The organism is Paeniglutamicibacter sp. ORCA_105 (assembly GCF_045798545.1).
GTDB classification, from domain to species: domain Bacteria; phylum Actinomycetota; class Actinomycetes; order Actinomycetales; family Micrococcaceae; genus Paeniglutamicibacter; species Paeniglutamicibacter sulfureus.
This window is the reverse complement of sequence record NZ_JBIXLM010000001.1, coordinates 18218-42832: the sequence shown is the minus strand read 5'-3', so window position 1 is coordinate 42832 and position 24615 is coordinate 18218. Positions and strand designations below refer to the sequence as shown.

General features: G+C 65.9%; 24 protein-coding genes. 19 read left to right on the top strand and 5 right to left on the bottom strand.

What is annotated here, in order from left to right:
- Positions 1 to 539: 539 nt before the first annotated feature.
- The gene (gene hflX, locus ACIPUB_RS00200; protein WP_310288435.1) at positions 540 to 2111 is read left to right on the top strand and encodes a GTPase HflX; all 1572 of its coding nucleotides are present in this window, start codon (positions 540 to 542) and stop codon (positions 2109 to 2111) included.
- Positions 2104 to 4110, top strand: a complete 2007-nt coding sequence (locus tag ACIPUB_RS00195) for an ATP-dependent DNA helicase (RefSeq protein WP_264270298.1) — start codon at positions 2104 to 2106, stop codon at positions 4108 to 4110. The genes hflX and ACIPUB_RS00195 overlap by 8 nt, the downstream gene beginning before the upstream one ends.
- 117 nt (positions 4111 to 4227) lie before the next feature.
- Here ACIPUB_RS00195 and lexA read toward each other — a convergent pair whose 3' ends face one another.
- Positions 4228 to 4947 (bottom strand): transcriptional repressor LexA, encoded by a 720-nt coding sequence (gene lexA / locus ACIPUB_RS00190; RefSeq protein WP_264270297.1) that lies wholly within the window; start codon positions 4945 to 4947, stop codon positions 4228 to 4230.
- Between the two features lie 288 nt (positions 4948 to 5235).
- Here lexA and ACIPUB_RS00185 point away from each other — a divergent pair, with 288 nt between their 5' ends.
- The 8 genes from ACIPUB_RS00185 (at position 5236) to ACIPUB_RS00150 (ending at position 11689) form a co-directional block, all read left to right on the top strand.
- Positions 5236 to 5622: a LysM peptidoglycan-binding domain-containing protein gene (locus ACIPUB_RS00185; RefSeq protein ID WP_407605586.1), complete on the top strand. Its 387-nt coding sequence runs from the start codon at positions 5236 to 5238 to the stop codon at positions 5620 to 5622.
- A 112-nt stretch (positions 5623 to 5734) separates the two neighbouring features.
- Positions 5735 to 6850, top strand: a complete 1116-nt coding sequence (locus ACIPUB_RS00180) for a histidinol-phosphate transaminase (protein WP_407605585.1) — start codon at positions 5735 to 5737, stop codon at positions 6848 to 6850.
- A gap of 119 nt (positions 6851 to 6969) precedes the next feature.
- A complete protein-coding gene (gene hisB / locus ACIPUB_RS00175) occupies positions 6970 to 7590 on the top strand; it encodes an imidazoleglycerol-phosphate dehydratase HisB (protein WP_264270294.1) in 621 nt (206 codons plus the stop codon).
- Positions 7591 to 8226 carry an imidazole glycerol phosphate synthase subunit HisH gene (gene hisH / locus ACIPUB_RS00170; RefSeq protein ID WP_264270293.1) on the top strand — a complete coding sequence of 212 codons (636 nt, stop codon included), beginning with the start codon at positions 7591 to 7593 and terminating at the stop codon, positions 8224 to 8226. It begins immediately after the preceding gene.
- A gap of 3 nt (positions 8227 to 8229) precedes the next feature.
- A complete protein-coding gene (locus ACIPUB_RS00165; protein WP_264270292.1) occupies positions 8230 to 8379 on the top strand; it encodes a hypothetical protein in 150 nt (49 codons plus the stop codon).
- A 92-nt stretch (positions 8380 to 8471) separates the two neighbouring features.
- Positions 8472 to 9215 (top strand): bifunctional 1-(5-phosphoribosyl)-5-((5-phosphoribosylamino)methylideneamino)imidazole-4-carboxamide isomerase/phosphoribosylanthranilate isomerase PriA, encoded by a 744-nt coding sequence (gene priA / locus ACIPUB_RS00160; protein WP_407605584.1) that lies wholly within the window; start codon positions 8472 to 8474, stop codon positions 9213 to 9215.
- A 219-nt stretch (positions 9216 to 9434) separates the two neighbouring features.
- Positions 9435 to 10349, top strand: a complete 915-nt coding sequence (locus ACIPUB_RS00155; protein ID WP_407605583.1) for an SseB family protein — start codon at positions 9435 to 9437, stop codon at positions 10347 to 10349.
- Positions 10346 to 11689, top strand: coding sequence for an MFS transporter (locus tag ACIPUB_RS00150; protein ID WP_407605582.1), 1344 nt, complete (start codon positions 10346 to 10348; stop codon positions 11687 to 11689). The genes ACIPUB_RS00155 and ACIPUB_RS00150 overlap by 4 nt, the downstream gene beginning before the upstream one ends.
- Positions 11690 to 11837: 148 nt before the next feature.
- Here ACIPUB_RS00150 and ACIPUB_RS00145 read toward each other — a convergent pair whose 3' ends face one another.
- The gene (locus ACIPUB_RS00145; RefSeq protein WP_264270288.1) at positions 11838 to 12203 is read right to left on the bottom strand and encodes a DUF1844 domain-containing protein; all 366 of its coding nucleotides are present in this window, start codon (positions 12201 to 12203) and stop codon (positions 11838 to 11840) included.
- Positions 12204 to 12529: 326 nt separating this feature from the next.
- On the opposite strand from ACIPUB_RS00145, the gene infC reads away from it, so the two are divergent.
- The 6 genes from infC (at position 12530) to ACIPUB_RS00115 (ending at position 16832) form a co-directional block, all read left to right on the top strand.
- The gene (gene infC / locus ACIPUB_RS00140) at positions 12530 to 13498 is read left to right on the top strand and encodes a translation initiation factor IF-3 (protein ID WP_407605581.1); all 969 of its coding nucleotides are present in this window, start codon (positions 12530 to 12532) and stop codon (positions 13496 to 13498) included.
- A gap of 123 nt (positions 13499 to 13621) precedes the next feature.
- The gene (rpmI, locus tag ACIPUB_RS00135; RefSeq protein WP_217390565.1) at positions 13622 to 13816 is read left to right on the top strand and encodes a 50S ribosomal protein L35; all 195 of its coding nucleotides are present in this window, start codon (positions 13622 to 13624) and stop codon (positions 13814 to 13816) included.
- A 105-nt stretch (positions 13817 to 13921) separates the two neighbouring features.
- Entirely contained in the window at positions 13922 to 14611 is a 690-nt protein-coding gene (rplT, locus tag ACIPUB_RS00130; protein ID WP_407605580.1) for a 50S ribosomal protein L20, read from the top strand.
- Between the two features lie 86 nt (positions 14612 to 14697).
- Entirely contained in the window at positions 14698 to 15606 is a 909-nt protein-coding gene (locus ACIPUB_RS00125) for a TrmH family RNA methyltransferase (protein ID WP_407605579.1), read from the top strand.
- Between the two features lie 162 nt (positions 15607 to 15768).
- On the top strand, positions 15769 to 16203 hold the full coding sequence (locus ACIPUB_RS00120; RefSeq protein ID WP_302262537.1) for a (deoxy)nucleoside triphosphate pyrophosphohydrolase: 435 nt from the start codon (positions 15769 to 15771) through the stop codon (positions 16201 to 16203).
- Positions 16200 to 16832 (top strand): pyroglutamyl-peptidase I, encoded by a 633-nt coding sequence (locus ACIPUB_RS00115; protein ID WP_407605578.1) that lies wholly within the window; start codon positions 16200 to 16202, stop codon positions 16830 to 16832. Before ACIPUB_RS00120 ends, ACIPUB_RS00115 begins: the two co-directional genes overlap by 4 nt.
- Here the strand turns inward: ACIPUB_RS00115 and ACIPUB_RS00110 are convergent.
- Together ACIPUB_RS00110 and ACIPUB_RS00105 are read right to left on the bottom strand one after the other, a co-directional pair.
- The gene (locus ACIPUB_RS00110; RefSeq protein WP_407605577.1) at positions 16829 to 17485 is read right to left on the bottom strand and encodes an SIMPL domain-containing protein; all 657 of its coding nucleotides are present in this window, start codon (positions 17483 to 17485) and stop codon (positions 16829 to 16831) included. The genes ACIPUB_RS00115 and ACIPUB_RS00110 overlap by 4 nt on opposite strands.
- Positions 17482 to 17979 (bottom strand): hypothetical protein, encoded by a 498-nt coding sequence (locus ACIPUB_RS00105; RefSeq protein ID WP_407605576.1) that lies wholly within the window; start codon positions 17977 to 17979, stop codon positions 17482 to 17484. Before ACIPUB_RS00105 ends, ACIPUB_RS00110 begins: the two co-directional genes overlap by 4 nt.
- Before the next feature lie 147 nt (positions 17980 to 18126).
- On the opposite strand from ACIPUB_RS00105, the gene ACIPUB_RS00100 reads away from it, so the two are divergent.
- Entirely contained in the window at positions 18127 to 18783 is a 657-nt protein-coding gene (locus tag ACIPUB_RS00100) for an LppM family (lipo)protein (RefSeq protein WP_407605575.1), read from the top strand.
- 119 nt (positions 18784 to 18902) lie between these two features.
- Here the strand turns inward: ACIPUB_RS00100 and ACIPUB_RS00095 are convergent, their stop codons facing one another.
- Entirely contained in the window at positions 18903 to 20807 is a 1905-nt protein-coding gene (locus ACIPUB_RS00095; protein ID WP_407605574.1) for a penicillin-binding transpeptidase domain-containing protein, read from the bottom strand.
- 154 nt (positions 20808 to 20961) lie between these two features.
- On the opposite strand from ACIPUB_RS00095, the gene pheS reads away from it, so the two are divergent.
- Together pheS and pheT are read left to right on the top strand one after the other, a co-directional pair.
- Positions 20962 to 22050 (top strand): phenylalanine--tRNA ligase subunit alpha, encoded by a 1089-nt coding sequence (gene pheS, locus ACIPUB_RS00090; RefSeq protein ID WP_407605573.1) that lies wholly within the window; start codon positions 20962 to 20964, stop codon positions 22048 to 22050.
- Positions 22051 to 22053: 3 nt separating this feature from the next.
- On the top strand, positions 22054 to 24594 hold the full coding sequence (gene pheT, locus ACIPUB_RS00085) for a phenylalanine--tRNA ligase subunit beta (RefSeq protein ID WP_407605572.1): 2541 nt from the start codon (positions 22054 to 22056) through the stop codon (positions 24592 to 24594).
- Positions 24595 to 24615 lie beyond the last annotated feature (21 nt).

The window sequence follows — 24615 nt, the reverse complement described above, 5'->3', positions numbered from 1 at the left end:
AAACCCGAGGCACGAATTCGGGCGCTGGAAGTATGTGAGATGCCTCAATGCGCCAAGCCGGGGCAAGTGATAGAGTTTTCCCTATGACTTTCCTGTAAGACGCATCAAGCACACCACCGACCCCGGGTCCTTCCCCCACTAGAGCTGCTGGCTCATTGGCTGGAAGGCGGCCCCTGACGGGCGAGTGGCTGTCGCGCCGAAAAGTCATTCCGCCGAGGCGAACTTTCGAAACCACATCGTTTCCAAGATCAAGTTCGCGCGAGGGCGCATCACTTTTCGTGATCGACATGGCCCCCGCCGCGTATGCAGGCGCCGGCCCCACGCAATCGCCATCCCCAGCACGAGCGAGACTCCGACTCGATCGTGCCACTGACACTGACACCAAATTCGGCGCTTGCCGACCCACGCGCGGCACCCAGCCCAGGGAGCAAACCATGCATCCATTCACCGAACCCGGACATCCAAGCAACCAATCCACGCACAACGCCGCTTCTGTGGGTGCGGGGCACTATTCTGGAATACAGCAAACTAAGGGGAACATGACCAATCCACAAACTTCCGGCCCGCAGGACAACGAGATGGACGAGGCCAAGCTCCAAGCCGCCATCGAACGGATCCTAGCCAGCGACAAGGCCGCAGCCAGCAAGAGCAGCCACTTCGGCGCACCCGAAGACGAGGGCGTGCTTTCCGGACGGGCCCAGGCCCTGAGCAAGTTCACCGGCGAGCATTCCTCCTCCGACGGCGACCAGCAGGAGTTGGCCGAACGCCGAGCCCTGAGGCGCGGCGCCAGCCTTTCAACCGAACTCGAGGACGTCACCGAGGTCGAATACCGCCAGCTGCGCCTCGAGCGCGTCGTGCTCGCCGGCATTTGGAACGAGGGGACCGCCCAGGATGCGGAAAACTCGCTGCGCGAGTTGGCGGCACTGGCCGAGACCGCGGGTTCGGAAGTACTCGACGGAATGGTGCAGCGCCGTGCAAAGCCGGATCCCGGCACGTACCTGGGATCGGGCAAGGCCTTGGAATTGCGCGAAATCGTGGCGGCCACCGGTGCCGACACCGTCATCATCGACACCGAACTCGCCCCGTCGCAGCGCCGTGCCCTGGAAGACGTTGTCAAGGTCAAGGTCATTGACCGCACCGCCTTGATCCTGGACATCTTTGCCCAGCACGCCAAAAGCCACGAGGGCCGCGCCCAGGTCGAACTCGCCCAGCTCGAATACCTCCTGCCGCGCCTGCGCGGCTGGGGCGACTCGATGTCCCGCCAGGCCGGTGGCCGCGTGGGTGCTGCAGGCGGCGGCATCGGATCCCGCGGCCCGGGTGAAACCAAGATCGAACTGGACCGCCGGCGCATCCGCGACCGCATGGCAAAGCTCCGCAAGGAGATCAAGGGAATGCTGCCGGCCCGCGAGTCCAAGCGCGCGAACCGCAAGCGCAATGCGGTGCCGTCGGTGGCTATTGCCGGGTACACCAATGCCGGCAAGTCCTCGTTGCTCAACCGGCTCACGGATGCCGGGGCACTGGTCGAAAACGCCCTGTTCGCAACGCTGGATCCCACGGTCCGCCAGGCCGAAACCAGCGACGGGCTGACCTATACACTCGCTGACACCGTCGGCTTCGTGAAGTCGTTGCCCACCCAGCTGATCGAGGCCTTCCGCTCCACCTTGGAGGAAGTGGCCGACGCCGATTTGATCCTGCACGTTGTGGATGCGTCGCACCCGGACCCGGAAGGCCAGATCCAGGCCGTGCGCGAGGTGCTCAACGACGTCGACGCACGCAACATCCCGGAGATCATCGTCTTGAACAAGGCGGATGTCGCTGACCCGTTCGTGGTCGAGCGCCTGCGCCAGCGCGAGCCGAACCACGTCATCGTCTCGGCGCGCACCGGCGAAGGCATCGACGAATTGCAGGCCCGGATCAGCGCCGCAATCCCGAGGCCCAATGTCCAACTAGAATTGATGATTCCCTATGATCGAGGCGACGTGGTCAACAAGCTCCACGGCGCCGAGGCCGAGATCCTGGCCGTCGAACACACCGAAACGGGAACCCGCATGATGGTCAAGGTCCGCGAAAGCATGGCCGCAGAAGTGGAGCAATTTAGTATTCATGGCTGAGGAATCAGAGGTCATCGCCCTGTTGGACGAAGCAGTGTCCAGCATGGGCGGGCAAAGCCGTCCGGGCCAGCACGAGATGACACGCCAGGTCGTGCGCGCCATGGAAACCGGTGAACACCTGCTGGTGCAGGCGGGAACCGGAACCGGCAAGTCCATGGCCTATCTGGTTCCGGCGCTGGCGCACGCGCTGGGATCCGAAAAACCTGTGGTGATTTCCACCGCAACCCTCGCCCTGCAGGCACAGATCGTCGGGCGCGATGTGCCGCGCCTGTTGACGTCCCTGAAGGACAAGCTGCCACGCGAGATGGAAGTGGCCTTGGTCAAGGGCCGCTCCAACTACGTGTGCCAGTACAAGCTCAGCGGCGGATACCCGGACGACGACGAGGGCGCCCTGTTTTCCATGGAATCCGGCACCCCCGTTCTCGGAGGTTCCTCCGAGGGCCCCGGCTCTGCCCTGGGCCAGGAAGTGGTGCGCCTGCGGCAGTGGGCCGAGCGAACCGACAGCGGTGACCGCGACGACCTGACCCCGGGAGTCAGCGACAAGGCCTGGCGCCAGGTTTCGGTCAGCGCGATGGACTGCCTGGGCGCGCAAAAGTGCCCCATGGCCGCCGAATGCTTTAGCGAACTGGCACGTGCCCGCGCGGCCGACGCCGACGTGGTGATCACCAACCACGCCATGCTGGCCGTCTCGGCCTTCGAGGGCCTGGCCGTGTTGCCGGACTTCGACACCGTCATCATTGACGAGGCCCACGAACTGCAGGACCGCGTGACCAGCTCGGTGACGCGGCCGCTGTCGGTCAACATGGTCCAGACCGCCGCTTCGGCTGCCCGCAAGCACTGCTCGGTGAGCGTGGACGCGCTGAACCAGGGCGCCAAGGCCCTGCAGCGTGCCCTGGAGGGCGTCCCCACCGGGCTCATGGCCCGCGGACTGAACGAGGACCAGGAAGCGGCGATCAACCAGATCGCCGAGGCCGCGCGCGTGGTGCTCTCCGACTCCAAGCCCGAGGCCAACGCACCGGCCGACGGAGGACGCCAGATGGCCCGCTCGCAGGTCATGTACCTGGTGGAGCAATGCACCAAGATGCTTGAAATGACCGAGGAGCGCGAGGTGATCTGGGCCTCGCGGCCCGGCCATTTCAGCCCGGGGGAGGGCTATGTCCAACCGGACGAGTCAAGCCAGCCCACCTTGATGGTTGCACCGCTCTCGGTGGCGGGAAAACTCAGGGAAGGCCTCTTCGACGGCCGGACCGTCATCCTCACGAGCGCAACCCTGGCCATCGGTGCAGCGTTCGAGCCGGTGGCAGGATCCCTGGGGCTCGTGGGCGACGGGGCGCCGACTTGGAACGGCGTCGACGTCGGCAGTCCCTTCGACTATCCCAAGCAGGGCATCCTCTACGTTGCCAAGCACCTGCCCAAGCCCGGGCGCCAAATGTCCCAGGAGACGCTTGCAGAGATCGAGGATCTCATCAAGGCCTCCAACGGCGGGGCGCTGGCACTGTTTACCTCCCGCCGCGCGGCCGAGGACGCTGCGGAGATCCTGCGCGCACGCCTGGACATCCCCATCCTGTGCCAGGGCGAGTCCAGCATGAAGGCGTTGGTCGACCAGTTCTCGGCGGAGCCCGATACCTGCCTCTTTGGGACGATGACGCTGTGGCAGGGCGTCGATGTGCCGGGCAACGCCTGCCGGTTGGTCATCATCGACAAGATCCCGTTCCCGCGCCCGGATGATCCGCTCTCCTCGGCACGCAGCCGCGATGTCGCCAAGCACGGCGGAAACGGTTTCATGGCCGTGGCCGCAAGCCATGCAGCGGTGCGTCTGGCACAGGGAGCGGGCCGCCTGATCCGCTCGGTCAACGACAAGGGCGTGGTCGCGGTGCTCGATTCGCGCCTGGCCACCGAACGCTACGGAACGTTCCTGCGGGCTTCCCTGCCACCGCTGTGGGCAACACCGAACAAGGCCACCGTCATTTCCGCGCTCGAAAGGCTCAGCGAGGGCTGAGCACGTTGCCTTGTCGGCATCCCGGTCGCGGGAGATGTGCAGGGTGCGCAAACAACAGCGAGGGCCGATCCGATGATCGGCCCTCGCTGTGTTGCGGGATGAGTTGTGGCTGCGGACCTAGACGGAGCGCATGACCGATACGACCTTGCCCATGACGGTTGCGGCGTCACCAAGGATCGGTTCGTATCGGGAGTTCTGCGGCAAAAGCCAGGTGTGGCCATCGCGCTGGCGGAAGGTCTTCACCGTGGCTTCGTCCTCGAGCAACGCGGCGACGATGTCGCCGTTGTTCGCCGTCGGCTGGCGCCTCACGACAACCCAGTCGCCGTCGCAGATGGCGGCATCGATCATGGAGTCGCCGCTGACCTTGAGCATGAAGAGCTCGCCATGCCCCACCAGCTGGCGCGGCAAGGCGAAAACGTCCTCGATCGCCTGGTCGGCCAGGATCGGTCCGCCGGCGGCAATGCGCCCCACCAGGGGGACCATGGCGGTGTCCGCGGAGGTTGTCAGTTCCGAGACGTTCATGCCGTTGGCGGCCCTGAGATCCGACTGGCCCTCCACCACCTCGAGCTTTGCCTCGCTCTTGAGCTGCAACGGCAGCAGGATCTCCATGGCCCGCGGGCGGCGCGGATCGCGCCTGATGTAGCCAAGTTTCTCGAGTTGGCTGAGCTGGTGGGTCACGCTCGATAGGCTGGCAAGTCCCACGGCGTCCCCGATTTCACGCATCGACGGCGGGTAGCCGTTGCTGCTCACGGAGCGCTGGATGGTCTCCAGGACCTTCTTCTGGCGAATGGTCAGGCTCTTCGCGTCGCGTCGAGGGGTTCGTTGTTCGGTCGTCATTGTCAATGCCTCATCCCGATCGTCGCCGGTTGCCCGCGCGTGCCGCAAATTGTCGGTGTGGGTTGATGTAGTAAATACATCGCTTCACAACCAACATCCTAGTAGACAAAGTCACTGCTTTCAAAGATTTGTTCGAACAGATCTGGACACGTGTCGTCGAAAAGTGCTAGAAATAAGATACGCACTACGAACACATGTTCGAAAGATGCGTTCGAATAATCGTCACGTGTTCGACTAGGCGCCCCAGGGTCCCGGCCGGCCAAGTGAATTCAGAGGAAAGGCAAAGACGTGGCAAACACTGCTTTCTCGGCCCCGCTCCACCTTGTACCATCCAACGACTACCTGCCCGAATCCCAGCCAACGCTGGCACCCCTGCGGCTCACCCGTCGCGGAAAGTTCGTGCTGATCGGACTGCCCATCTTCGTGGTGAGTGCCGCAGCACTGATGCTCCTGGGCCTGTTCCTTTCCCCGGCCAACGCATCGGCGGAAGTGCCCCTGGGCGTTGACGCGGTCAGCGTCACCGTCATCGAAGGCGACACGCTGTGGGGGATTGCCCGCGAGTTCGCTCCGCAGCTCGAACCCCGCGATGCGGTTCAACAGATCGGCGACCTCAACAACCTCAACAGCTCGGTGCTGCACCCCGGTGCCGAACTCTTCGTTCCCACCGGAAGCTAGCCCCCGCACCGGCGCTCCCATGGGCGCCGATACAAGGCATTGCGAACCGATTATTACCCTCCGCGCCGGCGAAGATTCTTGGCCCCACCTGCCACCGCCGTAGACTTGGCCCGTGAATGAACGGCTAAATCGCCTGGCAAATCTGCCCCTGCGAGAAAATCTTCAAGGTCTCGAACCCTACGGTGCTCCCCAAATTGACGTACCGATTCAGTTGAACGTCAACGAAAACACCCACCCGCTACCCGCGGAAGTGCATCGCGCCATCGTCGAAGAAGTCTCCGCGGCCGCCGTGGGATTGAACCGTTATCCCGACCGTGAATTCACCGAATTGCGTGAACGTCTTGCCGCGTTCCTGGGCCACGGGCTCGAAGCGGACAACATCTGGGCAGCCAACGGATCCAACGAAGTGCTCCAGCAAATCCTGCAGGCCTTTGGCGGGCCGGGCCGCACCGTCCTGAGTTTCCCTCCCACCTACTCCATGTATCCGCTGCTGGCAGCCGGGACCGACACCACCTACGTTGCGGGAATCCGTTCCGAGGACTATGGACTTTCGGCGGAGGATGCGGCGGCACAGGTTCGTGAGGCCGCGCCGAACATCGTCATCCTGTGTTCGCCCAACAATCCCACCGGTACCGCGTTGGGACTCGACGTCGTCGAAGCCGTCTACGAAGCCGGCCGGGCCAGCAACGCCATCGTGATCGTTGACGAGGCCTACGCGGAGTTTGCCCACACCGGGACGCCTTCGGCGTTGTCCCTGCTGCCCGGTCGCGAGCGGCTCATTGTCTCGCGCACCATGTCCAAGGCCTTCGCCCTGGCCGGAGCACGCCTCGGCTACCTTGCCGCGGCCCCGGAGGTCACCGACGCGATCCGCCTGGTGCGCCTGCCGTACCACCTTTCGGCAGTCACCCAGGCGACCGCGAATGCGGCGCTGAAGCACTCAGACATCCTGCTGGCCAACGTCGAGGCCATCAAGGTCCAGCGGGACCGGATCGTCAACGAGCTCACGCGCATGGGGCTGCGCCCTGCCTCCAGCGATTCAAACTTCGTGTTCTTCGGGGGAGTCAAGGACACCAAGGCCATCTGGGAGGGCCTGCTGGAGGCCGGCGTGATCATCAGGGATGTCGGGATTCCCGGCCACCTTCGGGTCACCGCGGGCACCGAGGACGAAACCACCGCATTCCTTGTCCGTCTCGAGGAACTGCTCGATCAGGGTCCTCACACGCACTAACGCTAAACTTGGTGGGGTGGCGCTGGACGCGGCGGGCGAATTTCACGAAATGCCCGGTCGCGCACCAGCCAGCCGCCGCACCACATCCTCGTCTCAACGCCTGATCTAAAGGAATGTGCATGTCTGCCGAAAAACTCACGGGTCGTCGCGCTCGCCTCGAACGCATCACCAGCGAGTCCTCCGTCTTTGTCGAACTTGATCTGGACGGCACCGGCCGCTCGGAAATCAGCACCGGCGTCCCGTTCTACGACCACATGCTGACCGCGCTTTCGAAGCATTCGCTGATCGACCTGACGGTGCGCGCCACCGGAGACATCCACATCGACGTGCACCACACCGTCGAAGACACCGCCATCACCATTGGCGAGGTGCTGCGCACCGCCCTGGGAAACAAGGCGGGCATCACCCGCTTCGGCACCGCCTATGCCCCGCTGGACGAGGCACTGGCACGCGCCGTTGTCGACATCTCCGGGCGCCCCTACCTGGTCCACGGCGGCGAGCCCGCAGGCCAGGAATACCACCTGATCGGCGGCCACTTCACCGGGTCGATGACCCGGCACGTCTTCGAGGCGCTGACCTTCCACGCCCAGATCTGCGCCCACATCGAGGTGCTTTCCGGACGCGACCCGCACCACATCGTCGAGGCCCAGTTCAAGGCATTTGCCCGCGCCCTGCGCGAAGCCGTGCAACCCGATGCCCGCATCGGCGACGCCATCCCGTCCACGAAGGGTGCGCTGTAGATGGCGGCCAAGACAGTCACCGTCCTTGACTACGGTTCCGGCAACGTCCGCTCGGCCGTCAGGGCCCTTGAGGCAGCCGGCGCCGAGGTCAAGCTCTCGGCCAAGCCCGAGGATATCCTGGAATGCGACGGGCTCTTCGTTCCCGGCGTCGGTGCCTTTGCCGCCGTCATGCAGGCACTGAAGGATGTCGGTGCCATCCGCTGGATCGGACGCCGCATCGCCGGCGGTCGCCCGGTGCTCGGCGTCTGTGTCGGACACCAGGTCTTCTTCGACGAGGGCGTGGAACACGGGATCCGCACCCCGGGACTGGCCGAATGGCCCGGCACCGTGGAGCTGCTCAAGGCCCCGGTCGTTCCGCACATGGGATGGAACACCGTTACCCCGCCGGCCGGAAGCAAGCTCTTTGCCGGTATCGAGGACGAGCGCTTCTACTTCGTGCACTCCTACGCGGTGCAGGAATGGAACTTCGACGTCGCCCAGCCCAAGATGGTCCCGCCGCAAGTCACCTGGGCCGAACACGGCGTTCCCTTCATTGCCGGGATCGAGAACGGGCCCCTGTGCGCCCTGCAATTCCACCCGGAGAAGTCCGGCGAGGCCGGGGCCAAATTGCTGCGCAACTGGTTGGGGACCCTCTAGGCCATGTGGTCCATCATCCTCATGGCAGTCGCCGGCCTGCTGGCCGGCGGAGCGCTCTCGCTGCGCCAGCAACGCGCCCATATCTCCTGGATCATCGCCGCCTGGGTGCTGGCCGGGATGGCGCTCTTCGCCGCCTACGCCCTGACGCTTTAACCGGCACCCCCACCGGTCGGCACGATCGTTGCCGGCCCCGCCTCGCATCACCCGGCCCCAATGCGCCGGCCCGGAAAAACCAAGGAATGATCATGACCGAGAACCAAAACAACATCCTGGAATTGCTGCCCGCCGTGGACGTGGCCGACGGCCAGGCCGTGCGCCTGGTCCAGGGCGAGGCCGGATCCGAAACCGGATACGGCGACCCGCTTGAGGCAGCACTTGCGTGGCAGAACGCAGGGGCCGAATGGGTGCACCTGGTGGACCTGGACGCTGCCTTCGGCCGCGGCCACAACACCGAGATCCTGGGCCGCATTGCCAAGGAACTGACCATCAAGGTCGAGCTCTCCGGCGGCATCCGCGACGACGAGTCCCTCGACCGCGCCCTGGAATTCGGCGCCACCCGAGTCAATCTGGGCACCGCCGCCCTGGAAGACCCGGAGTGGACCGCACGGGCCATCGCCCGCCACGGCGACAAGATCGCCGTGGGCCTGGACGTGCGCGGAACCACGCTGTCCGGCCGCGGCTGGACCAAGGAGGGCGGGGACATCTGGGAGGTCCTGGCCCGCCTGGAAGACGCCGGATGCGCCCGCTACGTGGTCACCGACGTGACCAAGGACGGAACGCTGCGCGGACCCAACGTCGAACTGCTCGCCGAAATGTGCAAGCGCACCGCCAAGCCGGTCATCGCCTCCGGCGGCATCTCCAGCCTTGAGGACCTGCGCGTTTTGCGCGAACTGGTCCCCAACGGCGTTGAAGGCGCGATCGTGGGCAAGGCGCTTTACGCCGGCAAGTTCACCATGGCCGAAGCACTGGACGTGGCAGGCCGCCGCTAGCATCCAGCGGCCGCCGCTTTCGGGCGGCAACAGGTAGGCATCGATCGGATGGGGGCAGTGCCGCGTTGCGGCACTGCCCCCATCTGTGTCTCCGAGCGAGCTTCACCACACCGCCGGGGCGCCGGCACCCAACGAATCGGCCCTGTACATGGGCGCCCGGGCCACAGGCACCGAATCCCGCGATCCACCCCTGATGCGGGCGCAAGATAGCATGTGCATATGAGCACGAATTCTCCTTCTTCCCCCACCGGACAAGGCGCAGAGCGCCACCTGCCCGGACATATCGCCGCCGCCCTGGCGCGCGCCGGCGGGCCCGGAGATTCCGCGGGGCAAAGCTGGGAAGGCCGGGACCTCGGCGGCGAGGGAAACCCGCTGCACAACTTCGACAACGACAACGGCCTGATCGACGCGCAACTCAAGGCGGCACTCGAGGGCCTCATCGCCGGAACCGGCACCGAACAACAGGTCCATGCCGCCCTTGCAGGGGCCCGCGTCTACATTGCCGTCGTGGCCCAGCTGGCCGAAGGCGGCATGGGGGAACACGGCTTTGCCGCGGACAAGGAAGCCGACATGGCTCTGGTCACCCTCTCGGCTCCCGACGGCCGGAAGGCCCTGCCGGTGTTCAGCAGTGTCGAGAACCTCCAGGCCTGGCATGCCGAGGCGCGCCCCGTGGCCGTCTACGCCCCGCGGGCTGCACTTTCGGCCGTGAGCGAGGAAGCCCAAATGCTGGTCCTGGACCCCGGCGCCGACTTCACCTTCGTGCTGCGCCGTCCGGGCATGTGGGCGCTTGCCCGGCAAGAGGACTGGACCCCCAGCTACCTCAGCGAGGAGCTGGCAGCCGTGGTTGCCGAACAGGCCGCGAGCGAAGCGGCGCTCGCCGCGATCCACATGGCACCGGGACACGGGGTGGGGTCGCGCACCTCGGCCGGCACGTCCGTGCCCGGTGGGGGTTCCGGACCGGAACTGCGCCTTGAATTCACCTTCCGCCCGGGTATCGACGAGGCAGGGGCCCGCGAGTGCGTCTCGCGTATCCACGCGCGGTTGTCGGCCAACTCGGACTTTGCCCACAACGTCGACTCGCTCGAGGTGGCCCTGAAGGCAGGACCAACCTCGGATCCCGGCACGCCGGCATGAAATTCGGTCGCTACGGCCAGCTGCTGCGGCAACCGGGTGTGGCTCCGCTGCTGCTGATCGGCATGGTGGCCCGGCTTCCGCACGCCACGGTCGGCCTGCTCCTGTTGCTGCACCTGGTCAACGAACTGGGACTTGACTGGGGCCCGGCCGGTCTCGTGGTCGGGCTGATGACCATTGGCATCGCCCTGGGTGCGCCTTGGCGCGGGCACGTGGTGGACATGTACGGGCTGCGTCGGGCGCTGATTCCCTCCATCATCGCCGAAGCCGTGGTGTGGAGCATCGTGCCCCAGGTCTCCTTCACCTGGGTGCTTCCGCTGGTGTTCGCCGGCGGGCTCTTTTCCCTGCCGGTCTTCTCCGTGGTCCGCACCGCCCTGGGCGTGATGACCACGGGGGAGACCCGGCGTTCGGCCTTCGCCCTGGATGCGATGGGCACCGAACTGGTTTTCATCGTCGGACCGGCGACAGCGGGGATCGTGGCCACATCACTGGACACCACCGTCGGGATGATCGGGATCGCCGCCGCGGCATCGCTCAGCGGCGTGGCGCTGATGATCCTGAATCCGCCCACCAGGTCCGGCCAGCCCGGAGCCGTGGCCACCCAGGCCAACCCGCACGAGGAACGCCTCGGGGCGGAGGCCTCGCTGATCGCCGCCGGACCCGGCGGCCTGGCAGAGGTCGAGGGCGAGTTGATCCTGGCCGGGGCCAAGTCGACGCGGGCGCGCATCTCCGCCCGCGGACGCGGCTTCCGTCACAAGTTCGGCTGGGTCAGCGCCTCGGTGATCGCGGTGTTCATTGCAGCCTCCGGCGCGGGGCTGCTGCTCTCGGGCACCGAGGTCGGCATCATTTCGCTGCTCGACGCGCAGCACAGCGAAGGCCAGCTGGGAATCGTCTTCCTGTTCTGGTGCGGCGCCTCGCTGGTGGGCGGGCTCATCTACGGCAGCCAGAACCGGCGCATCTCGCCGATTGTGCTGTTGCTGGCCATGGCGGTGCTCACCGTCCCGATGGCGTTCGCCACCGGCACCTGGTCGCTCGCCCTGCTCTCGATCCTGCCCGGCATGCTGTGCGCGCCGGTGCTCTCGGCGGCCTCGGAATGGTTGACCGACCTGGTGGCGGAAAAGCGGCGCGGGGAGGCCATGGGCTGGTACGGCTCGGCATTGACCACCGGCACGGCACTGGGTTCGCCGATCACCGGTGCCACCGTGGACTCGTTCGGTGCAAACGCGGGATTCATCGTGGTCGGTGCCATTGCCGCCGTGGTGTGCGCAGTGGCGTTGGTGGCACAGCAGGTGCGCCGGCGCCGGGCCACGACCCGGGCACGCACACTCATCCAGGACGCGTAAGCCGGGGGACAAAAAATGCCCCGCCGTGAAGCGGGGCATTTTTCGGCACTGCGGCCAAGAGGAACAAGTCGGTGCCGGCTGCCCGGAACCGCCCTGTGATCAACCTCTCGACCGCAAGCCGCCAAAATCTTGCAGTGTTACGCGGGTGTTAGTTCACCGGGCCGGTGAGCTTTTCGCCCGGGCCCTTGCCCGGCTCGTCCGGGAAGGTCGAGGCTTCGCGGAAGGCAAGCTGCAGCGAACGCAGGCCGTCGCGCAACGGACCGGCGTGCTGGGAGCCGATTTCCGGGGATGCGGAGACGACCAAACCTGCAAGGGCGGTGATGAGCTTGCGGGCCTCGTCAAGGTCCTTCAGCTCTTCGGCGTCGTTGCCCTCGGCCAGTCCGCATTTGACTGCGGCGGCGCTCATGAGGTGGACGGCGGCGGTGGTGATGATTTCAACGGCTGCCACCTCGGCGATGTCGCGGATCTCGTTGGTGGCGTTGTTGGAGTCCGGATTGGTTTCAGGGGTGCTCATACTGCTAAGCTTTCCATAGACCGACTGAATCCGTGTACTTGGATGCGCCGCCCACCGGGTGGATGTGACCAAGGAGCCATGGAACCAGTACGCAAGTGGAGGCCACTCCCACCCGCAGCAGCCGAATCAGGCGGCCGGGTAAGTTCGGTGCCGATGACCCCGCGGGGTTCGTTGGCTGGATGAATTTTCATCGATCGAATCTGGGGCCTTCGCCTGCACATGCAGCCGAGGGCCTTTCCTTTTGCTGCGGTGGCCTCGAACTTCGAACTACTCAGGAGCAACACATTAGCGATCCACGCATTAATGATCGAATCCGCGTCCCAGAGGTGCGGCTTGTCGGCCCTGCCGGTGAACAGGTTGGCATTGTCCGTATTGAGGATGCACTTCGTCTTGCCGTCGAGTCCGACCTTGATCTCGTGGAGGTGGCGCCCACCGCCAAGCCTCCCGTGTGCAAGTTGATGGACTTCGGAAAGTACAAGTACGAGGCTGCAGTCAAGGCACGTGAAACGCGCAAGAACCAGACGAACACCGTGCTGAAGGAAATTCGTTTCCGTCTGAAGATCGACACGCACGACTACGAAACCAAGGTCGGACACGCACTTCGCTTCCTGGGAGCCGGTGACAAGGTCAAGGCCATGATCCAGTTCCGTGGCCGCGAACAGCAGCGTCCGGAAATGGGCATTCGTCTGCTGAACAAGTTTGCCGAGGCAGTTGCCGAGGTTGGCTTGGTTGAGTCGACGCCACGTATCGATGGCCGAAACATGGTCATGGTTGTCGGGCCTCTCAAGAACAAGGCAGAGGCCAAGGCCGAAGCCCGTCGCTTGGAACAGCGCGATGCCGACAAGGCCAAGGCAGCTAACCCGAAGGCCAAGATGGACACCTCGGAGCCTCAGGGCGACATCGGCGGCTCCGTTGCCGATGTCATCGAGTCGGACATCATGGAAAAGCTTGCCAAGGTACGTGCGGAGGCAGCGGCTGAAGAGGCCGCAGCAGCCGCGGCACCAAAGGTCGCCCCGGTCAGGACAGCCCCAGCAGCGGCCAAGGCCCCTGTCAGGTCGGCACCCGCCCGCGAGGCTTCAAGCCGTCCGGCAGCCTCAAAGGCACCGGCAGCAGCACGTCCGGCGGCCAGCAGGCCGGCAGCGGCAGCGGCCCCCAAGCCAGCCGTCGCAGCCAAGCCGGCAGCGGCACCGAAGCCAATGGCCGTTCCCAAGCCGATGGCCATGCCACCAAAGCCTGCGGGCAAGCCGGGTCCGAAGCCCGCAACCCGCGCGCCCAAGCCCGGGACGACCAAGTAAGGTCGCCCCGAGCAGGGCAGCTCGCAAGAGCAACACCAGAACCACGGATTCCCCCAAACGCGGGAGTCCGCACGATCCCCCGGTCCGAAAGGATCCCGGGAGCAAGTAAGGAGAACGGCGGATATGCCGAAGTTCAAGACCCACAGTGGCGCCAAGAAGCGCTTCAAGCTCACCGGTAGCGGCAAGCTCGTGCGCCAGCAGGCCAACCGCCGCCACTACCTGGAGCACAAGTCCTCCCGCATCACCCGTCGCCTGGCATCTGACCAGTTGGTCGCCAAGGCGGACGTCAAGACCATCAAGCGGATGCTCGGTCTCTAACACCAGTCCGTCTTGGGAATCCTGTCCTGGATTCCCGACCACATAAAGATTTTTTGCCGGCCCAATATTTGAGGCCAGGCGGAACAGAAACAAAGGAGTACACACGTGGCACGTGTGAAGCGGGCAGTAAACGCCCATAAGAAGCGTCGCGTCATTCTTGAACGCGCCAAGGGCTACCGCGGTCAGCGTTCGCGCTTGTACCGCAAGGCCAAGGAGCAGCTGCTCCACTCGTTCGTTTACAGCTACGGCGACCGCCGCAAGCGCAAGGGTGACTTCCGTCGCCTCTGGATCCAGCGCATCAACGCTGCATCCCGCGCCAACGACCTGACGTACAACCGCCTGATCCAGGGCCTGAAGGCTGCGTCGGTCGAGGTTGACCGCCGCATGCTGGCCGAGCTGGCCGTTTCGGATGCCAAGGCTTTCGCCGTACTGGTTGCAGTTGCCAAGCAGGCCCTCCCGGCCGATGTCAACGCCCCCAAGGCCGCCGCCGCAGCTCCGGTTGCACCGGCCAAGAAGGCTCCGGCCAAGAAGGCTGCCGTTGCAGCCCCGGCAGCAGAGGGTACCCCGGCCGAAAAGGCCGAGGCCGCCGGTGCAGTCAAGGGTGTCGAGGGTGAAGAGGCTCCGGCCGGATTCATCATCAAGGGCAACGCCGGTTCCAACAAGTACCACGTCCCGGGTTCGACCTGGTACGACCAGACTGTTGCCGAATACTGGTTCAACAGCATTGAGTCTGCCAAGGCAGCCGGCTTCGAGCCTGCAGGCGGAGAATCCCGCCAGCAGATCAAGGACGCCTAGTCCTTGAGCTCATAAAGCTCTAGTCCAAAGGGACGGAATCGTTTGCGATTCCGTCCCTTTGGCGTATCCCCGGTAAAGTCATTCCCATGAATCTTGCCGGAGACAACGAAGTGACCATGACCAATGTTCGTGCCGAAAAGGTTCGCGAAGTGGCCCGACTGGCCACCCGCACGGGACGCGCCCGCAGCGGCGAGTTCCTGACCGAAGGCCCACAGGCCGTCCGCGAGGCCTTGCGCCTTCACCTTGAAAATGCCGAACAGGGCCGGGCCCCCGTGGTTCGGGCCGTCTATGCCACCGAAGACTGCCTGGACCGTTATCCGGAACTCGAGGTCATGGCCAACAAGGCCGACGGCATCCATACGCGACTGGTCAGCCAGGAAGTCTTGGCGGCGATGGCCGACACCGTGACACCACAGGGGATCGTGGCCGTGTGCATCATCCCCGAAACCAACCTGCAGGAGGTGGCTGCCGGCAAGCCCCGCCTCGTGGCCGTATTGTGCCGCGTGCAGGATCCGGGCAACGCCGGCACGATCATCAGGGCAGCGGACGCAGCGGGCGCCGACGCAGTGGTGCTGACCTCGGGAAGCGTAGACATCTACAACCCCAAGGCCGTGCGTTCCACCGTCGGTTCCGTCTTCCACCTGCCTATCGTCACCAATGTCGATTTGGGTGAAGTCCTTGCCGCGTTCAAGGGCCAGGGCAGCACCGTTCTTGCAGCCGACGGCTACGCTGCCGCTGATTTGGATGCGCTCCAGGATGCCAGCGCCGCACGGCGCGCCGGGGCCGGGGCAGCAGCGCCCGAAGGGGAACCGGCGCTGGAAGACCAGACGGTGTGGCTTTTCGGAAACGAGGGCCAGGGCCTGGACGAAGCCGAACTTGCAGGTGCCGACCACCGCGTGGCTGTGCCGCTGTACGGGATCGCCGAATCGCTCAACGTGGGAACCGCTGCGACGATGTGCCTCTATGCCTCGGCACGGGCGCAACGACGCGGCTAGGTCGCCGGCCGCGCAACTGCGCGACGGCGAAAAGCCGGTTGATTCCGCCATCGACGACGCCGAAACACGCATCCGAGCCGCCGTTCCGCTCACGTGCGTGATCTACATCGAACCCGATATCCTCGGGGCTTCCGCGACGCTTCCCAACAAAGGACAAAGACCATGGCCTACAAACAGATAGTCGCCGCCGCGATCCTGGACTCGCTCGTGTCCCCGAGCCGGCTGCTGGCCGCGCGACGCACCGCGCCGCCGGAGCTGGCGGGAATGTGGGAATTTCCCGGAGGCAAGCTCGAACCCGATGAGACCTGTGAAGACGGCGTGAAACGCGAACTGGCCGAGGAGCTCGGCATCGAAGTTGCCCTGGGCAGCGAGGTCTTCGGTCCTGTCCCCGAGGGATGGGTGCTCAACGAACGTGCAGCGATGCGCGTGTGGTTTGCCGAGGTCACCGCCGGAACCCCGGACACGCTCGAGGACCACGACCAGCTGGCTTGGGTCGCTTTGGAACACGAGGCACTCGAGGCCTTGGAATGGATACCTGCAGACCTTCCCATCGTCCGCGCGGTGCTAGCCGACACCCTGGCAGGTGCCACCCGGTGATCCTGTTCACCGGTTTTGAACCCTTCGGCGGCAGGGACTCAAACCCCTCGATGTCCATCGCACGCCAAGCCGCAAGCATCTTGGAGCAGCAGGGGATTGCGACCCGGGTCGCGGAACTGCCCTGCGTGTTTGCCACGGCCCCGGCGGTGCTCGAAGAGCTGTTGGCCACCTGGCAGCCGCGCGTGGTGATCAGCCTCGGGCTGGCCGAGGGCCGCGGAGCACTGGGGCTGGAAAAGGTCGCCATCAACCACCTGGACGCCCGGATCGCAGACAACGCCGGGGACCAACCCATCGACCTGCCGGTATTGGCGGGAGGACCGGCCGCGTACTTCTCGGGCCTTCCGCTGAAAGCCGCCCTGCAGGCACTGCGGGACCCGTCCGCCGAACTCGGCGACGTCGAGGCCGAGATCTCCTATTCCGCCGGGACCTTTGTCTGCAACCAGGTGTTCTATTCCCTGATGCACCACGCCGGAAGGGCGCCGGGGCTCCGCGCAGGGTTCATCCATGTTCCCTGGATGGATCCCGCCGCCCCCCGGATCGCGATCCATGCCCGGGCTGTGGCATGTGTGGCACAGCTGGCCTTGGCCGGTGCCACCGAACCAAGGCTTGGCGCCGGCACGGAGTATTAGGCACCCGCCTCCGGCGATGGGTCATCGGCGCTGAGTTCCCAGCGGACCTCGAGCGTCACCGACAGCTGCCGCCGGCCGGCAACCACCGGCATGGACTGCGCCGCAAATTGGGTGGACTTGGTGCGTTGCAGCGGCAGCACTGGTTCGCCGGCGACCTCGCGGACCAGTAGCACGGGCCCGAGCCGTGCTCCGGCGAGCGAGGCCAGATGCTCTGCCTTGGAACGTGCATGGGCGAAAGCCGATTCCCGGGCGTTCCGCAGGGCGTCGGCGGCGTCGGAAACCTCGGCATTCATCGAGTGGATCCGCAACGCGTCCCCGCCGGCGGCCACGGCGGCCGCCAACACCCAGGTCACGTTGTCCGTCGTCAGGTCGGAGGCCTCGATGTTGGTTTCGGCATCGTAGCCATCCAGCACGGATTCCTCGTTGCGCCAGGCGTTGCGGGCGGCCAGTGCGATTCCCGTGGTTGCCAGGTTTGCTCCCGGGGCGGCAACCAACACCGCCTCGATGACTTCCCTGGCACGCTCCGAGGCAAGCCCGAAGGCCTCCGCAGCTTGCGCATGGTGAACCTGGACGGTGAAAGAGATGCCCATGACGTCGGGTACTGCAGTCGCGGAGGCTGTCCCGCGCACCGTGATGGCCGGTGTGCGCTTCATGCCGGAGTGCCCTTGGTTGTGCGTGCGGTTGCCGTTGCGAGGCGAAGACCCCGTCGCAGGCCGGCTGCCACCACGGGGAGCAGCTTGCGTACCGGCCGTTCACGGTAGCCGCCGGCCTGCAGATCGGCGGCGCGTTCAAAGATGTTCCGCGATGCCGGATCCGAGGTGCGCAGCCAGGAATAGCCGGCCGCCGCAAAGTACAGGGGGATGAAGGGGAGTCCCAGGCACAAGGCGTATTGGGTGGCATGTGTTTCCTCGTGGGACAGCAGCGCGGGGCGCTGGGCCGGCGTGCCCAGGGAAGGGCGGAAAAAAACCACGTTGCCCACGGTGAAGGCTCCCGCCTTGGGAAGCACCGGAGTGTAGTTGCGCGCATAGAGGATTCCCCGCGCACCGCCTTCGATGTTGCATCCGGTGACGGCGGCCAGCAGCAGGCCGCTGATCGTGCTCAGGTTCAGCCAGTTGGCGACCTCGCGTGTGCGCTCCCAGGTGTCCATGGTTCCCCAGTGTAATCCCGGAGCCTACGCAAAGGCGGGTGGGGAGCCCATGAGGCAATTCTCGGCCAAGGCAATCCAACCATTAGTGTTGACTATTGAACCGGGAGCATCGTTGCAGATCAATGCCCCGAACGTGGAGGAGAATACATGAAGAAGATCGTATCCGTCATTGGAATCATGGTGGCGCTGATGTTGAGCCTGACCGGGTGCATAAAGATGGATGTGGATCTGGTCGTCTCGAGTCCGGAAGAGGCTAGCCTCGACATGGTGGTGGCATTCGACAAGCGCGTTGCCGGCGACATCTCGGTCGAGGAGCTCATGACCCAGATGGGTACCACCGAGGAGGAATTCTTCCTGGGCATCCCCGCGGAGGCACAGAAGGCGCCGTACGACGAGGAAAACTTCAAGGGCTACGTCTTTAGCATCGAGAACCAATCGCTGACCAAGTTGGGCGACCTTTCCGGCAGGCTTGGCCCGAAGGTCAATATCGAATACCGCGACGACCTGTACCACTTCTCCGCCCGGGGACTTGCCGGGACCGACACCTCGAGCCTGAGCGAGTCCACGATGACCGTCACCTTCCCGGGCGAGGTCACCTCGGCCAGCGCCGGGGCACACATCGAGGGCAACACCGTGAGCTTCGACATGCGCGAAGCCACCGGCGAGATGACCGCCGTGGCCAAGCCCAAGGACAACACTCCGATCTACCTGTCCCTCGGTTTCGGGGTCCTGGCCTTGCTGGGCGCCGTCGTTGCCGTCGGCACGATGCGCCGCCCCGAGCGCACCGAAGACGTGCACGCCTAACACCGCGCAACGCCGAACTTCCGGGTTCGGCCGCTGAACGCCAAAAAAGGGACCGACAATCCGGAAAACCGGGCTTGTCGGTCCCTTTGGCATGCCGGGGGTGTGCGGCGGAGCGGCGCCTATTGGGCGTCGGTCAGGAATTCGGCAAGGATCGGGCCGGCCGTCTGCGCCCCGCCGCTGCCGTCGCCCACAAACACCGCCACCGCGAGATCACCCTGCGCGGCGATGGACCATGCGTGGGCATTGCGTTCGGCATCGTATTCCGCCGTCCCGCTCTTGCCGATGATCGCGGGGCCGGGGACGGACTTGAGGTCCTTCAGCGTGCCGTGGTCGACGACCTGGGCCATCATGCCCGAAAGCGCCTTGGCCTCGGCAGCCGTCAACGGATTCTTGGGCTTGGCGGCGGCATCCGGCTTGGGGTCCGTCACCAGGTGGGGGCTGACGGTGGCGCCGTTTTGGACCGAGGCTGCCACCGTGGCCATGCCCAGCGCCGAGGCCTGGACCACTCCCTGGCCGATGCCGTTGGCCGCCAGCTCGGTGCCCGTGGAGTCCTCCGGCACCGACCCCAGGAAGGATGCCGCGCCCGTGGCGGGGCTCAAGTTCAGGCCCAGGGAGGCCGCAGCGTTGGCGAGGGCAGGTGCCTTGACCTTGGAGGCGCCCTCCAGGAAGACGGTGTTGCACGATTGCGCCACTGCCTCGGAGAGCGGGATGCTTCCCAGCGCACTGGAGGGGTAGCCGTCGTAGTTCTTGAACGCCTTGCCGTCCACGCTCATGGTCGCCGGGCAATCCAGCATTGTCTTCGGTGTGTCCCCGGAGCGGAGCATGGCCAGTGCTGTGATGACCTTGAAGGTGGAGCCCGGGGCGTACTTGCCCAGCAACGCGGTGTTCTGCGCGTTGTCGGTGGGCCCGGCGGCGGCGGCAAGGATGGCCCCGTCGGAGGGACGCACCGCGACCAGCGCGGCGTCGCTGTCCGAGTCGGCGATCAGCGACTCGGCAAGTTCCTGCAGGTTCCGGTCCAGCGTGGTTTTCAGATCCTTGCCGTCCACCGCTTCCCGCGTCACCAGGGTTGAGACCTCGGCCTTGTCCTGGTTGTAGATGTTGATGCTGTAGCCCCGGGTGCCCGCCAACTCGTCCTGGTAGGCCTTTTGCAGGCCCGACAGCCCGACCCGGTCCCCGGAGGCAACGCTGCCCTTGGAATCTGCGACGATTTCCGCCGTGGCTTCGCCCACCGACCCGAGGATGGACCGGGCAAAACTCCGGCTCGGGGCCAGCGGCTGGGTATCGGGCTGCGCCAGCACGCCGGGGATCGCCTTCAATTGCTTATCGGTGACGGTGCGGTCGGCATCGTCGCGCAGGGTGATGGCCTGGACGAACGCCCGCGGGCCGGAAGCGGCAACCCTCTTGGCATACGGTTCGGCATCGATGTCCAATACCTTGGCGAGCTTGGTGGCCGAGTCCTCCCAGTCCGTCTCCCCGATTGCTTCCTTGTTGATCCCGATGCGGAGCACCGGGCGGTCCGTCACCAGGGTTTGGGCGTTGTTGCCCAGGATCTCCCCGCGCTTGGCCGGGGAGTTGCGCTTGGCGACGTACTGACCGGATTCCAGCCCGGGCACGGCAATCGAGGGGGAGTAGCGCACCCCCCAGGTCTTGGTTTCGTCATCGAGTTCCAGCGTTGCCTGCGTCTGGTAGGTCCAGTCGGTGTCGGAGGCATCGACGTCCCACACGGTGTTGTACACGGCCGTGGCGGTCTTGGGTGCATCAGATCCCTCGTCCTCGGTGACAGAGGCCAGGGTGACTGTGCGGGGGATCGATTCCAGCGGCTTGAGCGACTCCGCCAGTTCGGCGCTCGCGGTGGCGGCGTCGGTGCCCGCCAGCGGGACGGAGGCGAGGTCCAGGCCCGCCAGCGAACCGGCCAGGAGTTCGGCGGTGGCATTGGGCGCGGGTGGCGCGGAGCAGGCCCCGAGGGAGCCGATCATCAGCAGGGCGGCGGCAGGCAGGGCAAGGGATCGAATTACTCGGGACATGGGACTAACTATTGCCCAACCTTCCCTTGGATGTCCACAACCGCGCGCCCGGAAGGGGGGATCGAGTTGCGATTCCAGACCCATCGGGGCTAGCACCTAGAATGGGATGCAGAACCAGAGACACCATCAACAGTGAAAAGGGCCGTAGAACCCCATGTCTGAACCCACGAGCCCGGAAGTGGATGTCATTGACAGCCACGCGCCGGTTGTCCCGCATCCCACCGACGAGGCCGGCATCGACATTGCTGTGCAAGCCGCGCTGGCCGCCTTTGCCGCCGCGAAGAACCTGGACGAGCTGAAGGCGGCACGCCTGGCACACACCGGGGAGAAGTCCCCGCTGTCCTTGGCCAACCGGGAAATCGGCCGCCTCGACAAGAGCGAAAAGGCCGTCGCCGGCAAGCTCCTGGGCGCTTCCCGCGGCCGCGTCAACAAGGCCCTGGCCGGACGCACCGCCGTGCTGGAAGCCGAGGACGCCGCCCGCATCCTCGTCGAGGAGACGGTTGACGTCACCGCTGCCCCGCGCCGCCGCCGTGCAGGTGCCCGCCACCCGCTCTCCACGCTGCAGGACCGCGTGTCCGACATCTTCGTGGGCATGGGCTGGGAAATCGCCGAGGGCCCGGAGATCGAATCCGAGTGGTTCAACTTCGACGCGCTGAACTTCGCCCCGGACCACCCGGCCCGCGAAATGCAGGACACCTTCTTCATCGAGCCCGCCGATTCGCACCTCCTGCTGCGCACCCACACCTCACCGGTCCAGGTGCGTTCGATGCTCGAGCGCGAGCTGCCGATCTACGTGCTGTGCCCGGGACGGGTCTACCGCACCGACGAGCTGGATGCCACGCACACCCCGGTCTTCCACCAGTTCGAGGGCCTGGCCATCGACAAGGACTTGACCATGGCCGATCTGCGCGGCACCCTGGAGCACTTCGCCCGGCAGATGTTCGGTGACGACGCCTCCATCCGCCTGCGCCCGAACTTCTTCCCGTTCACCGAACCCTCGGCCGAGTTGGATATCTGGCACCCGGGCGCCAAGGGCGGCCCGCGCTGGATCGAATGGGGCGGCTGCGGCATGGTCAACCCCAACGTGCTGCGTGCAGCTGGCATCGACCCGGAGGAATACTCCGGGTTCGCCTTCGGCATGGGCGTGGAGCGGACCCTGATGTTCCGCAACGAGGTCCCCGACATGCACGACATGATCGAGGGCGACATTCGGTTCAGCGAGCACTTCGGGATGGAGATCTAAGACATGCGTATTCCACTTTCATGGCTGCGCGAATACGCGCAGGTACCGGCCGATGCCTCGGCCGAAGACGTCATGGCCGAGCTGGTCAAGGTAGGCCTCGAGGAAGAGGACGTGCACCGTCCCACCGACGAGATCTCCGGCCCCATCGTGGTGGGCCAGGTCCTGTCCATCGTCAAGGAGGAGCAGACCAACGGCAAGACCATCAACTGGTGCCAGGTCCGCGTGGTGCCCGAGGGTGCCGCGCAGACCCTGGCGAACGAGGGCATCGACCCGAGCGGGGTGCAGGGCATCATCTGCGGCGCCCACAACTTCGTCGAGGGCGACAAGGTCGTGGTGACCCTGCCCGGCGCCGTGCTTCCGGGCGACTTCCGGATCACCCCGCGCAAGACCTACGGCCACGTCTCGGCCGGGATGATCGCCTCCTCCCGCGAGCTGGGCATCGGGGACGACCACGACGGCATCATCGTGCTCTCTCGCCTTGGCCTTGACCCGGAGATCGGCACCGACGCGATGGAACTGCTGGGTCTCTACGACCAGGCGGCGGAAATCAACGTCACCCCGGACCGCTCCTACGCGTTCTCCATCCGCGGGGTGGCCCGCGAATACGCACATGCCACGGGCACCCCCTACACCGACCCTGCCTCGCTGGTCACGGTGGATGCTGCAACTGCACCGGGCCACCCGGTCAAGCTTGCCGATGCCGCCGGCATCTACGGCAAGGACGGCTGCGACAGGTTCCTTACCCGCAAGGTCACCGGCGTGAACCCGGCACTGCCCACCCCGCCGTGGATGGCCAGCCGGCTGAACCTGGCAGGGATGCGCTCGATCTCGCTGGTCGTCGACATTTCCAACTACGTGATGCTGGAGCTTGGCCAGCCGCTGCACTTCTACGACGCGGACAAGCTCACCGGCACCATCACCGTGCGCCGCGCGAACCCGGATGAGACGCTGAGGACCCTGGACGGCAAGGAGCGCAAGCTGCACGCCGAGGACCTGTTGATCACCGACGAATCCGGGGCCATCGGCGTTGCCGGGGTCATGGGTGGGTCGGCCACCGAGGTCTCCGACGCGACATCCACGGTGCTCATCGAGGCGGCGCACTTCGAGCCGATCTCGATTGCGCGTTCGCGCCGCCGCCACAAGCTGCCCTCCGAGGCCTCGAAGCGCTTCGAGCGCGGCGTGGACTGGAACATCGCCGACGTGGCCGCCCAGCGCGCCGTGGACCTGCTGGTCCAGCTGGCCGGCGGCACCGCCACCACCGAGATCACCGACGAGGGCACCGCGCCCGAAGCCGTGGTCATCGACCTGCCCGCCGGGTTTGCCTCGGCATTGATCGGCATCGACTACACCGAGGAGCAGATCACCTGGGCGCTGGGCGAGATCGGCGCGGAGATCCAGAATGTCGAGGCAGGCTACCGCGTCACCGCGCCGTCATGGCGCCCCGACCTGGCCACCAAGCAGGACCTGGTGGAGGAAATCGCCCGCCTGGTCGGCTACCACCTGATCCCGGCGACGCTGCCCACGGCCCCTCCGGGCCGCGGCTTCTCCCGCGTGCAGGGCCAGCGCCGCCGCGTCGTGGCGGCATTGGCCGACGCGGGCCTGACCGAGGTGCTTTCCTACCCGTTCGTCACCAAGGTGCAGAACAACACCTTCGGTGCCCCCGAAGCCGGGGAAGTTGCGGCCGTGAAGCTGAACAACCCGATGTCCAGCGAGTTCGGGTTCATGCGCACCTCGATCCTGCCGGGCCTGCTGGGCATTGCCCGCCGCAACCACGGCCGCGGCTTCCGCGACCTGGCGCTGTACGAGGCCGGCCAGGTCTTCCTGCCCGGCCAGACCCTGGGCACCGCCACGATCCCGCCGCTGGGGGAGCGCCCCTCCGAGGAGGAACTCGAGGCGCTGTACAACGGCCTGCCGCACCAGCCGACGCACATTGCCGCGGTGCTCACCGGGCACGATTCGCCGGTTGCCGCCGCACACGTCCCGCGCGTCTACGACTGGGCCGATGCGCTGGACACCGCCAAGCTGGTCGGTGACGTGCTGGGCGTCGAGGTCGTCGTCTCGCAGGGTTCGCACCAGGCATTCCACCCGGGACGCACCGCGGCCCTGGCGCTTCGCAACGGCACGCACGTCGGCTACGCCGGCGAACTGCACCCGAAGCTGTTGGCCGAGCTGGACTTGCCCGAGCGCACCGTCGCGATGGAAATCAACGCGGACGAGCTCTTCGAGGCCGCTGCCGACGTGATCGTGGCCAAGGAGATCTCCACCTTCCCGATCTCCACCCAGGACGTGGCCCTGGTGGTTGACGAGCACGTGGTGGCGGCCGAGGTGCTCGAGACCCTGCGCGAAGGCGCCGGGGAACTGCTCGAGGACCTTGCCCTCTTCGACGTGTACTCGGGCACCGGGATTCCGGAAGGCAAGAAGTCGCTGGCCTTCGGCCTGCGCTTCCGTGCCGCGGACCGCACGCTGACAGCCGACGAGGCTTCCGAGGCGCGTGCCGCCGCGGTGGCACTTGCCGCCGAGCGGTTCGGAGCCGTGCAGCGCTAGCAAGCCCAGGCAACACCGGCA